We start from the raw sequence: 14,392 nt of genomic DNA, 5'->3' as shown, positions 1-14,392 counted from the left end.
TCTTGACCTCATAATAATTAAAAAAAGTGAAAGTTGTCAAGGGGTTGTTCTCAATTTTCTGATAGTTTTTTAATTTCATTAATAGTTTTTCCATCAAGATATTTCTCTGAATAATACTTAAATGTTTCCTATTTGGGTAATGAGCATCTTAGAAAGGAAAATAATGAAGAAATCGAACGTTTGCAATCTCTAGAAATAGGGAATTTTTTTGGAAGTATAATAGTGAATATATTGTTTCTTTCTCTAACAAGAGAAATTCTGACACAAAATATCCTGCGTTAATAAAAACTGTGTCAGAAATTATGACATCTGTGTAGACGGAACAGCTTATTTCTAATATTATGATTGCAGTTAATCATTGTGTTAATAAAATAATAATTGGCACCATGGTTATTCAAGTAATAGTTTATTAAACGTAAGCAGAATTATGGTGGTGTTTTTATCATAGTAAAAATGGTTGTTTTTAAATTACTCGTTATAATTATTTTTACGAAAAATGAAGGCAACTAATAAAGGAGACATAGCAATGAATTAACTTTAAAATCTGTTTATGACATCCTAAAAATAACTGAATATCAGTCATTAAAATTATACTAAAAAATAATCGTTTTAAAATTAAATATAATGCATACGAGGTGCACAAATGATAAAAGAATCAACTAGTACTATAAATAAAGTGGAAAAAACAGATAAACAAGAAGAAGAAATAGGTTTACTCCGTTCCACTCAAGCTATTATTAAGGAAGCAATTCATAAATTAGGCTTTAGCAACGATATGTACGAGCTGCTGAAAGAGCCGCTTCGCATGCTTACTGTTCGAATTCCAGTACGAATGGATGATGGTTCCACGAAAATATTTACTGGCTATCGATCACAACATAATGACGCAGTAGGACCTACAAAAGGAGGAATTCGCTTTCATCCTGAGGTAAATGAAACGGAAGTAAAAGCTTTATCGATGTGGATGAGTTTAAAATGTGGAATTTTTGATCTTCCTTATGGTGGTGGAAAAGGGGGGATTGTTTGCGAACCCCGTAACATGTCATTTCGGGAGTTAGAACGTTTAAGCCGAGGATATGTACGTGCAATTAGCCAGATTGTAGGGCCAACAAAAGATATTCCGGCACCTGATGTCTTTACAAATCCACAAATTATGGCATGGATGATGGATGAATATAGTCGTATACAAGAATTTGATTCACCAGGATTTATTACTGGAAAACCTCTTGTACTAGGAGGATCACAAGGACGTGAAACAGCTACAGCTAAAGGTGTTACTATATGCATTGAAGAAGCAGCAAAGAGAAAAGGGATTGATTTAAAAGGTGCACGAGTAATTGTCCAAGGGTTTGGAAATGCAGGAAGCTATATTGCAAAATTTATGCAAGATGCTGGTGCAAAAGTGATTGGAATTTCAGATGCGAACGGGGCGCTTTATGACAGAAGCGGGCTTGATATTGAATATTTACTGGATAGACGCGATAGTTTTGGTACAGTAACGAATCTATTTACAAATGTTATTAGTAATAAAGAATTGCTTGAAAAAGAATGTGATATTCTTGTTCCAGCAGCCATTTCTAATCAAATTACAGAGGCGAATGCAGAACATATTAAAGCGGAAATTGTTGTGGAAGCTGCCAATGGGCCAACAACATTTGAAGCAACAAAAATACTGACAGAAAAAAATATCCTGCTTGTACCTGACGTACTTGCTAGTTCTGGTGGAGTAACTGTTTCCTACTTTGAATGGGTGCAAAATAATCAAGGGTATTATTGGCCTGAAGAAGAAGTGGAACAAAAATTACGATCGAAGGTTATCGATTCTTTTCATAGAGTTTTTTCAACTGCCCAAAATTATCAAGTAGATATGCGTTTAGCTGCTTACATGGTTGGAATAAGAAAAATGGCAGAAGCTACCCATTATCGTGGTTGGGTGTAAATAGTTTGATTATATTAAATATATTGTGATTCACAAAAGCCAGTATAAAGCATTGCCGCTTTTTATACTGGCTTTTATATATTTTAGTATGTTCTTCCCCCTTTTTTTGTGCGATGATTAGTGGTGGAAAAGAGGGATAGGAATTGAAAAAAAGTACTATTTATTTCATATTATTATGTGTAATGGTCACATGGGGGATGAATGTTATTGCTACAAAAGTATTGGTAGCTAACTTTCTGCCGACTACTATGACTGCTTTCCGCATCTTTACTGCAGGCATTTGTGTCTTTATTATTCTTTTTAGTTTGAAAAAAGTACGCATGTTAACAAAAAAAGAGTGGGTATATGTTTGTTTAGGAGCGTTATTTAATGTCGTTGGCCATCATTATTTTTTATCTATCGGTTTAAAAAATACTTCTGCTACAAATGGAGGTCTTATTTTAGGGATGGGGCCGTTATTGTCCACCATTTTAGCAATCATTTTTTTACGTAGTGCGGTGACGGTTTCTAAAATGGTAGGCGTTTTCTTCGGTTTATTAGGTGTGTATTTTATCGTGCTAAAAGGGGCAAATGGATGGAATGGTGTGTCATTTGGCGATCTATATATGTTTATTAGCATCTTATCACAGGCAATCAGCTTTATTATGATAAAAAAAGTATCTAATACGCTAGACCCTCGGTTAATGACAGGATTTATGTTAATAATCGGTTCCATTTGTCTTTTTATGATTAGTTTATTTACGGAACCGAATGGATTAGCAAGCATGGCTAAAGGTTCTTTTAGTGTATGGCTTATTTTCTTTAGCTCTGCTATTATTGCAACTGCACTTGGTCATATGGCTTACAATTATGCAGTTGGAAAAATCGGCGTAACAGAAGCTGCCATTTTTATCAACTTAAATCCATTCTTTGCTTTAGTTGGTGCTGTTTTGTTTTTAGGAGAGACGATTGTGCTGTCACAAGATACAGGATTTGTATTTATTATTGTAGGTATTTTACTTGGCTCCGGGGCTTTAGAAGAGTTTATTCGTAAGATGAAGAGGAATCCACTTAAACTTGCTTCTAAAATGGATAAGGGAATGTAAAAGTTTGTTGTTTTTGGATAAAATAATAAACATTGCTAAAGCACTGAGCAGCCTGAATACACGTAGACTCCTGTGGGAAAAGCGAAAAAGACGAGACCCCACAGGAGCATAGCGACGAGGAGGCTCGGCACTCTCCCGCGGAAAGCGAAGTGTATTCAGTCTGCGGGGTAAATAACAACAATCTATACGAAAAGAGCGTTTATATATAATGAAGAGAAAAGACCGAGGCAGACCAACTTGCCTTATCTTGTCTTTTTTTTTCTTTTTTCTTTTTTCGAACGTTTATTTCATTGGAAACGCTCTACTACGATGAGTACTCGTGTTTTGGAAGTGTGTGCTGCTAAATTTCGTAAAGGGGTAATATTAGAGGGAGAATTACAAGAAAAAGTTTGCTGGTATAAAGTGAGTTTAGTCCCCCTCCAACACCCTATTTCGATACCAATTAATTTTATCATCAATTTTTTCTTGATGTGTTATGAGCTGCTTTATTTGTGAGGCTAGGTTGTCTTTTTGTTTTTGCAGCATAATGATACGATGATCAATAGTGTCGTCTCCTTGCTGTTCGAGACGTACAAATTCTTTTAAATCAGACACGCTCATACCTGTTGCCCGAAGGCAGCAGATAAATTGAAGATACTGAATATCTTTTGTTTCATACAAGCGAATGCCGCTCTCATTGCGGCTAACATCGGGAATAATGCCTTCTTTTTCATAGTAACGCAGTGTGTGTATAGATAATCCTATTTGATCTGCAACTTGACCAATTGTAAAGCCCATGATTATACCCCCAGAGTTTCTGCATTATACTAGCGTATGAATCTTCTTTCCTATAATATTTATCATACTATCACTTATTTTTAAAGTGAAAGGCTCCTCTCCCAAAAGGTGAGCCTTTCATATTTTTATTAAATTCTTGTACATTTGGTTGGTTAAAACTAATGTGATTTCGTCGCCACTGCACTTTCGTATTCAAATGGAATTGAAAAAAACTAGCATACAGTTAAAATATAATTAAAAGTACATATTAAGGGGACGAAAGATGCCAGAAAATTTATTATTTGCTTTTGGGTTAACCTTATTTGCTGGTCTTGCAACAGGCATTGGCAGCATGCTTTCCTTTTTTACCTCTACAACTAATACTAAATTTTTATCATGGACGCTTGGATTTTCTGCAGGGGTGATGATTTATGTTTCCATGATTGAAATTTTTGTTAAAGCCAAGGTGGCATTGGTTGATTCTTTAGGAAATCAGTTAGGGAACTGGTTAACGGTTGGTGGATTTTTTGCCGGTATGTTGCTTATTGCATTGATTGATAAATTTGTACCAGAGCAAACCAATCCGCATGAACCCAAAAAAATAGAGGATATTAATACGTTAAGTGTAGTTGAAAAACAAGATCATTCCCTTCTGAAAATGGGGATGTTTACAGCATTAGCAATAGCGATACATAATTTTCCCGAAGGAATTGCGACATTTACAGCTGCACTCGAAGATCCAGGGCTCGGAATAGCAATAGCAGTTGCCATTGCTATTCACAATATTCCTGAAGGCATTGCAGTAGCAGTACCCATTTTTTTTGCAACAGGTGATCGGAAAAAAGCATTCAAATTATCCTTTTTATCCGGGCTTGCAGAACCAATTGGCGCGATTGTTGCTTTTCTCATATTAATGCCATTTTTAAATGATGTGATGTTTGGGTTAATATTTGCAGCAGTTGCTGGAATCATGGTGTTTATTTCATTAGATGAATTATTGCCTGCCGCAAAAAAATACGATGAAGGTCATTTATCTATTTATGGCTTAATTGCCGGCATGGCTGTGATGGCGGTTAGTTTATTATTATTTATATAGTGTAAAAAGATGAATGAAAAAGGAAAAAGCCTTTTAATCATTCATCTTTTTTTCGGATTTTCCACTAATAAGCAGTTTCACTTCTTCAAATGTTAGTCGTTATAAAATGCTTTTGTTCTCTATGAATACTCCCGCCACTTAATTTTCTAACAAAAATTTGAAGTGGGGGTTTCTAACGTATCGAACATGTCTGAACGCTTAACGTTAGTGGAGTTGACACATTGGTGTGCTAAAAACACCCAACCCCTCTATCCCATTGGTCTTATTTTGATGCCTTTGGGACTTCTTTTCAGTTTATTGGTTTTCACACGAATGTGTGCCTCGGCTGACGTTTGGCTTGAACATTTTACGTGGCAAAGCAACGATTCCTGCCACAACCTGCTATGTTCAGTTTTCAAGGAACGATTCTAGGAATATTGTACCATGTCGGATACTTAATCTGCCAACAATCTGTCTTACGGTATCTTTTGTTGGCAGACCGTGTCCGAAGGCGATTCACCTTCCACCTACTCATTGGACTACGTCCTGCACATTCCTTGAGGTGGGAGTCCTCTCGCCTAAAATGATAGAACTTTCTTTATCCATTTTTTCTAATTCTAGTTTCATTCTTTCTGTTTCTAGCAAGAAATTCGTATGCTTTATTTTTTCCAGTTCTATTTCATCTTTTAACATACTATGTTTTAATTTCGTTTGTTTTCGTAAATGTGCAGTTGTAATAGCAATAATAGGGATAGAAAAGATCATAATTACAGCAACCAACCCTGTCATCGTAATTCCTCCTAGAGTCATGAATAAAATAGTTTTTTTAAATTTAGCCTACATCTTGTCTCACATGTATTATATACCATTTTTCTAAGGAACTGGTTTATTTTTGTCAAATTAGAAGAAGTTCCTAAAAAAAAATTGAATAAGTAAAACGTAAAAAGAGATGATAAAAAGGTAACAAAAATCAGTACAGGAGGAGAAATAAATGACAGTAATTAGTGATGTAAAACAAACAGTTGCAGGGTTAAAAAGTGCACAAGCTAGCTTTGAAACATTTGCTTTAGCTACAGATAATGAATCTGCAAAACAGCTTTATCAAGATGCAGCAAAACAAACACAACAAATCATTGATACTTTAAATCCACGAGTACAAGAGATTGAACAAGAAGAACCTCAATACTCACAACAATAATGCTTATTTCGGTATGGTTGGCTTTGATTGCCAATCATACCCATCCGAAAAGGAGATAACTTATGACGGTAGCATCCAATGTTAAACAAACATTAGCAAGTTTAAAAGGGATTGAATCTCAATTATCGACTTTTGCTTTGCATTCAAGGGAAGAAGAAGCACAAATTCATTTTCATGAAGCAATGGTGTTAGTTGGTGAAATAAAAAATGAAATTCAATTAAGGGTATATGAGATAGAAAGAGAAGAAAACGAATATAGTTCATCTTAATAAAAGGAGTGGATGAGAGATGATAAACGGTTTAGAAGTAGCCATGCGTGCATTTTTATTTGTCATCATTCTTTTTATAACCGCCAAGCTTTTAGGAAAAAAGCATATATCACAATTGTCCTTATTTGAATACATAGCAAGTATAACACTTGGAGATATTGTCGGAGAAGTTGTTTTAAGTGAAACAAAAATTTCCCATGGTATATTAGCAATATTTGTGTTTGGAATTGTTTCTTATTTAGCAGATTTTATATCTTTAAAAAGCAAAACATTAAGAAATGTAATTGATGGAACAGGGACAGTACTTATCGAAGATGGAAAATTGCTTGAAGACAATTTAAAAAAAGAAAATTATACAATCGATGATTTTTCCAGCCTGTTAAGACAAAAAAATGTATTCAGTTTATCACAAGTAGAATATGCAGTGCTAGAGCCAAAAGGCATGTTAAGCGTTCAATTGAAAAAAGAAAACCGTCCGTTGACACCAAAAGATTTAAACATGACAATGCCAAAAGAGAAAGTCCCGCAAACCATTATTATGGATGGAAAAGTATTGTTTGATTCATTAAAAAAAGCAGGCAAAACAATGGATTGGCTGCAAATAGAATTAAGTAAATTGGGAGTAACACTCGAAAATGTATTTTTAGGAGAAGTGAATTCCTATGGAGAACTAACCGTTGATATATTTGATGATAAAATCCAATTGGCAAAACCGCAAGAACGTCCGCTCTTACTCGCAACCATAAAAAAAATACAGGCAGATTTAGAAATGTACGCATTACAGACAGAGAATAAAGAAGCAAAAGAAATGTATAAAAAAAATGCAAATAAAATGTTGGAAGTGCAAAAGCGTGTTACAGTATATTTAGAAAATTAGAATAGATAAAGATTAATTATAAACATAGGCTTTGTTAAACGATCATGTTGTTTATAGGAAGGGAATCTGCGAGACTCATGCAGAAAAACGGGCTGACAAGACCCCGCAGTGAGGTACGAGCGAGGAGGCTTGCCAGGCTCGTCAGCGGAAAGGGAGTGGATTCCCTGACCTTTTGAAAATTAACAACTAAATTTAACAGAGCCTAAACATAAAAAATATAGTTTTTTTGCGGGGGTGGGGTTTTTGAACGAAAAAGCGGCGGTTGGCGAAAAAGCTGCAAGTGAATATGTAAAAGATGGCATGACGGTTGGATTAGGAACTGGTACGACTGTATACTATACAATTGTAAAATTAGCAGAACTGGTAAAAAATGGTTTTCGTATTAATGGGGTAGCAACATCTGTTCAAACGGAAAATTTGGCGAACAAATTGGGGATTCCACTTTTAAAAATAGACGAGGTTGAAAAATTGGACGTAGCAATTGATGGTGCTGATGAAATTGACAGCCAATTTAATGCTATTAAAGGTGGAGGAGGGGCACTGTTAAGAGAAAAAGTGATTGCTAATGCGGCGGAAAAATTTATCGTTATTGCAGATTCAAGTAAGCTTGTTTCTACACTCGGAAGCTTTCCTTTACCAGTAGAAGTAGTTCCGTTTGGAGCAACATTAACGGAGAAGCAACTCCGACATTTAGGATGTACAACATCATTCCGTCAAAAAGAGAAAGGTCAGTACGTAACAGATAATGGAAATTATTTGATTGATTGTTGTTTTTCCAGTATTCAGAACCCAAAAGAATTGGAGTTAGCAATAAATAATATTCCAGGCGTCGTGGAAAATGGTTTGTTTGTTAATCGAATTCATCATGTTGTTACATTAGATCATCATAAAAATATTGTCATTAAGACCAAAATGAAAGATTTTACAGATAAAAAAAACTAGCAATTTATGTAACAGCTAGTTTTTTTGTCTTCTAAAGCGTGGATTTACTGAGGTTCGACGTGTGCGCCTCCCCCTTGTGAAAAATAACCTTTTGCCTCTAAAAGTAAGGCTGTTTTCGTATAGATTGTTGCTTTTAAACTCGCAGCCTGAATACACTTCGTCCGTTTAGCGAGCGGCGAGCCTCCTCGTCGCATACGCTCTGTGGGGTCTCGTCTTTCTCGCATTCCCACAGGAGTCTACGTGTATTCAGGCTGCTATGAAACACTTTTCCAAATATGTAAAATCAACAAACTTTGAGAAAACAGCCAAAAGTAAAAAGTACTTTTGGCGTCAAATGAACATTTTTCTTCGGGGCTGAACAAGGCGCTTCCGCTTTGATTTTAGTTTGTTTTTACAAATGATTCTGTTGATTGGGAAGCGCTTTTTTTACTTGATTTTACATTAAATAATAAATTTAATAAGATGGCAACTAAGCTTCCAGTAATAATTCCATCACTTACGATAATGCGAATACTTGGTGGAAGTTGTGCAAATAAATCTGGAACAGCAGTAGCTCCTAATCCGATAGAAATGGAACAAGCCATGACAAGCAAGTTAGCGTGATTATTAAAGTCAACAGTGCTTAACATCTTAATTCCTGAAGCAACAACCATACCGAACATAACAACCGTTGCTCCCCCTAATACAGGTGTTGGAATAATGGTTGCAAAAGCAGCTACTTTTGGAATAAGTCCTAAAAATACTAAAATACCTCCAGCAGCAACGACAACATTTGGCGTTTTAACTTTAGAAAGCTGAACGAGCCCAACGTTTTGTGCAAATGTATTGTATGGGAATGCGTTGAAAATTCCTCCAAGTGTAATCGCTAATCCTTCTGCACGATATCCTCTTGTTAAATCTTTTTCGTTAAGAGGGGTATCACATATTTTGCTAAGGGCAAAGAATACACCTGTTGATTCAATGATAATTACAATTCCAACTATTAACATTGTAATAATAGGCCCAACCTCGAATGTTGGAGTCCCAAAATAAAATGCTTTTGGAAGATGAAACCAGCTTGCTTCTGCAACAGCGGCAAAATTCACTTTTCCGAAAATAGCAGCGACAACTGTACCAAAGATAATTCCAATCAGAACGGATAGGGATTGGAAATAACCTTTTGCAAAACGGTTAAGAAGTAAAATAAATAGCAATACTCCAAAGGAAAGTGCAAGGTTTTCCAGCGCTCCGAAGTTTGGGCTTGCAACACCGCCAGCCATATTCCTTATCCCTGTTGGAATAAGTGACAACCCGATCATCGTAACCACAGTCCCGATTACGACTGGAGGAAAAAGCTTGGTGATTTTACTAAAGAATGGTGCAAATAAGACAATAAAGATACCGGTGAAAATGATTGCCCCATATATGGTAGTTACCCCATATTTAGCTCCTATGGACATCATCGGTGTAACTGCAACGAACGAACTGCCGAGAACGACTGGAAGTCCAATTCCTAAATATTTATTTTTCCGTGCTTGCAGCAGTGTTGCGATTCCACATGTTAATAAATCGATGGCAACTAAATAAGCTAGCTGCTCTGCTGTTAAGTTTAATGCTCTACCTACTAATAATGGAACTAAGATTGCTCCTGCATACATGGCTAGGACATGCTGTAGGCCTAAAGAAAAAATTTTCATACCCCCGTGTTGATTGTTCACTAGAAATCTCCCCTTTTTAGTGATGTTAACTTATCTAACATAATAAGTTAGGTTTAATAACATCATAAAATCCAGGGTATTAATCTGTCATTAGTTATACTAAACAAAATTTTTAGAAAATATAGTATATTTTGCTAATTTTGTTAAGGTATATGCTATTTTGTTTGCAGAATAGTCTTTATCCGAAATGCTAACCTTAAGTGAAACGTAATATCTGCATCTTTTAAACTTCTGCCTAATAACTCTTCACATTTTTCTAATCGATAGATGACAGTATTACGATGAACAAACAGCCTTTTGGCTGTTTCGGAAATTTGGCAGTGGGTTTCTAAATAAACGGATAAAGTAGTAAGCAGTATTTGTTCCTCATCTTCTTCTTGATTAACATTAAATCCTTGAAAGGTATGATCATAAAACTCCTGCAAGTCTTTTATTGGAATGATTCGAAGCATTTCGGATACATCTTTCGGGCGGTGCACTTGAATAAATTGCACATTGCCAGACAACTGGCCAGTATGAATGGCGCTTACTGCTTCTTTATACATATTTGGAACATTAAACAGATTGTGCCCGATGTTGCTGATGCCAAATGAAATGGTTTTTTTAAAGATGTTTTTAATGTATGCCTGCAATTTCTTTAAATACGGAATAATGAAAGCATCGATATCGAAACTTTGTTCAGGTGCTTCCATCATAAGAATGCACATATCACCCTTTAGAAATAAATGAACAGGAAAAGGTGCTTTTGTAATTTCCATTTCTAAAAATTCATAAATATAATCTGTTTCTAGCTGATATTGGGTGAAGCTTTTTCGTTTTTCATCTTGATCTATTTTTCCGATGATTGTAATGGTAGGCTGCTCGCTTTTTAACTGAAATTCCTTTGCTCTATTTTCAATCTCTTCTTTTGAAGTGAAAGTACCTTCCACAAAATTAATAAAAAATTCATTGCGGGCACGTCTTGCGTATTGTTTTAATGTGTTTTCTCTCATTAATTCAAAGGATAATACATTGATTGCTTGTTCGATAATTAATAGAATGCTTTTATCATCTATTGGAATATTGCCAAGAACGACTAAATAGGCTGGTTTTCCTATATGGGTTGTAACAGGAAATACACAAACGGTTTCCTCCGTATGTCTTATAGTAAAACAAGTGTGCGTTGTATTTTCCAATAACATTTGGAAGCCTTCCGAGTATAATTGCGTAAGAAAACGTTCGATCGGGTATTTCGATGAAGAAGATGCATGGATTTGAAAATGCTGATCAAATAAAATAACTTTTTGGCCAATTATATTCGATAATTCTTCTATCAGTTTTTTTATGCCTTTTCCTTTTAGAATATCCTGTGTAAATTTCCGATGTATTTCAAAGGCATTTGTTAAATCCGTTGTCCGTTGATCTAAAATGTAATTTAATGTTGCGTTTACAAATTCGCCTAGCGAAGTTTCTAATGGAATCTCAATGATTGGAAACCCAAACTCATTGGCAAACTGAATCGCTTCTTCTGGAATGCCAGATAAAAATCGTTTTGTTTTAATCCCTAAAGCAGCACATTTCTGTTTATGCATATTTTTTATTAGTTCAACAATACTGTTAGGGTCATCTTTTAAGTGATAGGCAGTAGTAATAAGAAAATCATTGGGATGAAGAAAATGAACGATATCTGGTGCATCCATCATCGTAATGTTTTTTATCTCATTATCTAGTCCAGATTCTCCTGCGATTACTTTTACATTGTGGAAAAATGGCTTATTAAGGATGCTGTTTATTTTCATTTTATCCTCCGTTCGTGTTAAGAAAAGTTACATAATTAAATATGTTATTTTTATTATAACGGTAGTCTTGGTTAATTTGCACAAAAAAATTCGCTAATTCTAACGTTTTTTCTAATGAAATGTTTATTTATTCTTATTAAAATAGGAAGTAAATGTTATAAAATATAACAGAAAAGATCGAATCAAAAACAGGACGAAATTGTTATGTATTATATATAATTAAAGGTGGTTTCAGCACATACCTTCATCGAGAGGAAGATTTAGAATGAAAACAACAATTAATATGGAAACAGCTGAGGTGGAACAGTGGGTCGAATGGTTAGCTGGGTTTGGCAAAACAGCTAATGATGGGGTCACAAGACTATTATATGATGATACTTGGCAAAAAACTCAATTAGCATTAAAAACGAAAATGGATGAATCTGGGTTGCAATCTTATTTTGACAGCGTTGGTAATTTGTTTGGCAGATTAACTGGAACGGAAGAAAAAGAAAGAGTAATCCTTACTGGTTCCCATATTGATACAGTCGTGGATGGCGGCAAGTACGACGGAGCCTATGGAGTGGTTGCAAGTTTACTTGCGGTACAATATTTATATAAACATTATGGACTGCCGAAAAAAACAATTGAAGTTGTTTCTTTATGTGAAGAAGAGGGCAGTCGATTCCCATTAGCATTTTGGGGATCAGGTTCTATTACAGGCAAATTCAACATGAACGATAGTAAAGAGCTGAGTGATGCTAATGGAATTCCATTTCATCAAGCAATGGAACAAGCGGGTTTTTCTCCTTCAGGCGGGCAAGCTGTACGCGATGATATAGCTAGTTTTATAGAAGTTCATATCGAACAAGGTGCAGTTCTGGAGAAGGAAAAGCAGTCGGTCGGCATTGCTACACATATAGTAGGACAAAAAAGGTTTAATATAAAGATTTCCGGCGAAAGCAACCACGCTGGTACGACGCCGATGTCCTACCGAAAAGACAGTATGCATATTGCTGCAGAGTTAATAGCATACACATTAAAGAAAGCTTCGGAAATAGATGAAAGTTTAGTAGCTACTGTCGGCAAGCTAACGGTTTCTCCTAATGTTCCTAATGTCATTCCAAATGAAGTGATATTTACACTAGATGTACGTCATCATGAAGAGGCTGTTTTAGATCAGTATTGTCGTCTAATATTTTCTTATTTTCATGCTTTTTGCGAGGAAAAAGAGACTGGTTTAGATATAGAGCAATGGGTAAATGTAAAGCCGGTGAAAATGGATCCCGATTTAATCAATATTTCTGATAATCTTTTAAAAGATATGGATATCCCATATCGTAAAATGATTAGTGGAGCAGGACATGACTCCCAAATGTTTGGAACATATTGTCCAACAGCCCTTTTCTTTGTACCAAGTAAAAATGGCATTAGTCATTCTCCATTAGAATATACAAAACCAGAAGATTTAAAGAATGGAGTAATTGTTTTAATCGAAATGTTATATAAAATGGCATATTAATAGAGAGGATGAACAAATATGAGCTATAAAGAACTTAATACCCCGTTAAGAACGATTATGACACCAGGACCAGTAGAAGTAGATCCAAGAGTATTAAGAGCAATGAGTACACCAATAGTTGGCCAGTTTGATCCTGCATTCACTTCCATTATGAATACGGTAATGACGATGATTCAAGAATTATTCCAAACGAAAAATAAATGGGCATTTCCGGTTGATGGTACATCAAGATCTGGGTTGGAAGCTGTTTTAGGCAGTATCATCGAGCCAGGTGATAAAGTACTTATCCCTATATACGGAAGATTCGGTCATTTATTAACAGAAATTGCTGAAAGATACGGTGCAGATATCCATTTACTTGAATGTGAATGGGGAGAAGTTTTTGATCCTGAAGTAGTTATTAAGGAAATCAAAAAAGTAAATCCGAAAATCGTAGCAATTGTTCATGGTGAAACATCAACAGGTCGTATGCAGCCATTAGAAGAAATCGGAAAAGCATGTAGAGAACAAGATATTCTATTTGTTGTCGATGCTGTTGCAACAATTGGCGGTGCTGATGTTCAAACAGATAATTGGTATATTGATGCAGCGATTGGCGGAAATCAGAAATGTATTTCTGTTCCATCTGGAAATTCACCACTTACGTACAATGACCGCATTGAAAAAATTCTTCTACAACGTAAAAAGGTAGAAAGAGGTATTGCAACGGAGCAAGAACTAGAAAAGTCGTACCACCATCCGATTCGAACTAATTACTTGGATTTAAGTCAATTGCAGGATTATTGGAGCCCAAGAAGACTAAATCATCATACAGAAACAACGTCTATGTTATATGCATTGCATGAAGGTTTAAGAATTCTTTTGGAAGAAGGATTAGAGCAAAGATTTGCCCGTCACAAATTCCATGAAAAAGCACTTGTTGCGGGTTTAGAAGCAATGGGATTAGAATTATTTGGCGACAGTCGCCATAAGCTGCCAACTGTTACTTGTATTAACGTTCCTGATGGAATTGATGCAGATTCAGTTCGTAATATGATGCTTCAAGAGTTTGGAGTAGAAATAGCAAGCAGCTTCGGACCACTTCACGGTAAAATTTGGAGAATTGGTACAATGGGATACAGCTGCCGCAAAGAAAATGTTCTATTTGCATTAGCAAGTCTAGAAGCATGCTTAATTAGACATGGTGTGAAAGTGAACAAAGGCGAAGGAATTCAAGCATCATTAGATATTTACACAAAAGGTAAGTAATAGTACGAAGAAAACTATGCAGCCTTT

General features: G+C 35.5%; 13 protein-coding genes. 9 read left to right on the top strand and 4 right to left on the bottom strand.

Features of this window, described 5'->3' with window-relative positions; genetic code table 11:
- The first annotated feature begins 643 nt into the window (after positions 1-643).
- Together ACTXGU_RS15220 and ACTXGU_RS15215 are read left to right on the top strand one after the other, a co-directional pair.
- Positions 644-1,939, top strand: a complete 1,296-nt coding sequence (locus ACTXGU_RS15220; protein ID WP_443482380.1) for a Glu/Leu/Phe/Val family dehydrogenase — start codon at positions 644-646, stop codon at positions 1,937-1,939.
- Positions 1,940-2,082: 143 nt separating this feature from the next.
- The gene (locus tag ACTXGU_RS15215) at positions 2,083-3,024 is read left to right on the top strand and encodes a DMT family transporter (protein ID WP_443482379.1); all 942 of its coding nucleotides are present in this window, start codon (positions 2,083-2,085) and stop codon (positions 3,022-3,024) included.
- A 408-nt stretch (positions 3,025-3,432) separates the two neighbouring features.
- Here ACTXGU_RS15215 and ACTXGU_RS15210 read toward each other — a convergent pair whose 3' ends face one another.
- The gene (locus ACTXGU_RS15210) at positions 3,433-3,801 is read right to left on the bottom strand and encodes a MerR family transcriptional regulator (protein WP_443482378.1); all 369 of its coding nucleotides are present in this window, start codon (positions 3,799-3,801) and stop codon (positions 3,433-3,435) included.
- A gap of 262 nt (positions 3,802-4,063) precedes the next feature.
- Between ACTXGU_RS15210 and zupT the strand changes: the two genes are divergently transcribed.
- A complete protein-coding gene (zupT, locus tag ACTXGU_RS15205) occupies positions 4,064-4,876 on the top strand; it encodes a zinc transporter ZupT (protein WP_443482377.1) in 813 nt (270 codons plus the stop codon).
- 510 nt (positions 4,877-5,386) lie between these two features.
- Here zupT and ACTXGU_RS15200 read toward each other — a convergent pair.
- Complete coding sequence (locus tag ACTXGU_RS15200) at positions 5,387-5,644, bottom strand: hypothetical protein (RefSeq protein WP_443482376.1); 258 nt, start codon at positions 5,642-5,644, stop codon at positions 5,387-5,389.
- 202 nt (positions 5,645-5,846) lie between these two features.
- On the opposite strand from ACTXGU_RS15200, the gene ACTXGU_RS15195 reads away from it, so the two are divergent.
- From ACTXGU_RS15195 to rpiA, 4 genes are all read left to right on the top strand, one after another.
- On the top strand, positions 5,847-6,053 hold the full coding sequence (locus tag ACTXGU_RS15195) for a DUF1657 domain-containing protein (RefSeq protein WP_443482375.1): 207 nt from the start codon (positions 5,847-5,849) through the stop codon (positions 6,051-6,053).
- Positions 6,054-6,115: 62 nt separating this feature from the next.
- Positions 6,116-6,322: a DUF1657 domain-containing protein gene (locus ACTXGU_RS15190; protein ID WP_443482374.1), complete on the top strand. Its 207-nt coding sequence runs from the start codon at positions 6,116-6,118 to the stop codon at positions 6,320-6,322.
- A 19-nt stretch (positions 6,323-6,341) separates the two neighbouring features.
- Positions 6,342-7,199 carry a DUF421 domain-containing protein gene (locus ACTXGU_RS15185; RefSeq protein WP_443482373.1) on the top strand — a complete coding sequence of 286 codons (858 nt, stop codon included), beginning with the start codon at positions 6,342-6,344 and terminating at the stop codon, positions 7,197-7,199.
- A 243-nt stretch (positions 7,200-7,442) separates the two neighbouring features.
- Positions 7,443-8,141, top strand: coding sequence for a ribose-5-phosphate isomerase RpiA (gene rpiA, locus ACTXGU_RS15180; protein WP_443482372.1), 699 nt, complete (start codon positions 7,443-7,445; stop codon positions 8,139-8,141).
- 380 nt (positions 8,142-8,521) lie between these two features.
- On the opposite strand, the gene ACTXGU_RS15175 is transcribed toward rpiA, so the two are convergent.
- On the bottom strand, positions 8,522-9,817 hold the full coding sequence (locus ACTXGU_RS15175) for a nucleobase:cation symporter-2 family protein (protein WP_443482454.1): 1,296 nt from the start codon (positions 9,815-9,817) through the stop codon (positions 8,522-8,524).
- Between the two features lie 176 nt (positions 9,818-9,993).
- The gene (locus ACTXGU_RS15170; RefSeq protein WP_443482371.1) at positions 9,994-11,616 is read right to left on the bottom strand and encodes a PucR family transcriptional regulator; all 1,623 of its coding nucleotides are present in this window, start codon (positions 11,614-11,616) and stop codon (positions 9,994-9,996) included.
- Positions 11,617-11,881: 265 nt separating this feature from the next.
- Here ACTXGU_RS15170 and allC point away from each other — a divergent pair, with 265 nt between their 5' ends.
- Positions 11,882-13,117 (top strand): allantoate deiminase, encoded by a 1,236-nt coding sequence (allC, locus tag ACTXGU_RS15165; protein ID WP_443482370.1) that lies wholly within the window; start codon positions 11,882-11,884, stop codon positions 13,115-13,117.
- An 18-nt stretch (positions 13,118-13,135) separates the two neighbouring features.
- Complete coding sequence (locus ACTXGU_RS15160) at positions 13,136-14,365, top strand: pyridoxal-phosphate-dependent aminotransferase family protein (protein WP_443482369.1); 1,230 nt, start codon at positions 13,136-13,138, stop codon at positions 14,363-14,365.
- Positions 14,366-14,392 lie beyond the last annotated feature (27 nt).

It is taken from the genome of Niallia sp. 01092, assembly GCF_052318935.1.
In the GTDB taxonomy this organism is placed as follows: domain Bacteria; phylum Bacillota; class Bacilli; order Bacillales; family Cytobacillaceae; genus Niallia.
This window is presented reverse-complemented; position numbering and strand designations above follow the sequence as displayed.

Coding starts and splice junctions, on each gene's coding strand:
- ACTXGU_RS15170 (WP_443482371.1), bottom strand. CDS start 11,616: ATGAAAATAAACAGCATCCTTAATAAGCCATTTTTCCACAATGTAAAA.
- allC (WP_443482370.1), top strand. CDS start 11,882: ATGAAAACAACAATTAATATGGAAACAGCTGAGGTGGAACAGTGGGTC.
- ACTXGU_RS15185 (WP_443482373.1), top strand. CDS start 6,342: ATGATAAACGGTTTAGAAGTAGCCATGCGTGCATTTTTATTTGTCATC.
- ACTXGU_RS15175 (WP_443482454.1), bottom strand. CDS start 9,817: ATGAAAATTTTTTCTTTAGGCCTACAGCATGTCCTAGCCATGTATGCA.
- ACTXGU_RS15200 (WP_443482376.1), bottom strand. CDS start 5,644: ATGACAGGGTTGGTTGCTGTAATTATGATCTTTTCTATCCCTATTATT.
- ACTXGU_RS15220 (WP_443482380.1), top strand. CDS start 644: ATGATAAAAGAATCAACTAGTACTATAAATAAAGTGGAAAAAACAGAT.
- ACTXGU_RS15190 (WP_443482374.1), top strand. CDS start 6,116: ATGACGGTAGCATCCAATGTTAAACAAACATTAGCAAGTTTAAAAGGG.
- zupT (WP_443482377.1), top strand. CDS start 4,064: ATGCCAGAAAATTTATTATTTGCTTTTGGGTTAACCTTATTTGCTGGT.
- ACTXGU_RS15160 (WP_443482369.1), top strand. CDS start 13,136: ATGAGCTATAAAGAACTTAATACCCCGTTAAGAACGATTATGACACCA.
- ACTXGU_RS15195 (WP_443482375.1), top strand. CDS start 5,847: ATGACAGTAATTAGTGATGTAAAACAAACAGTTGCAGGGTTAAAAAGT.
- ACTXGU_RS15210 (WP_443482378.1), bottom strand. CDS start 3,801: ATGGGCTTTACAATTGGTCAAGTTGCAGATCAAATAGGATTATCTATA.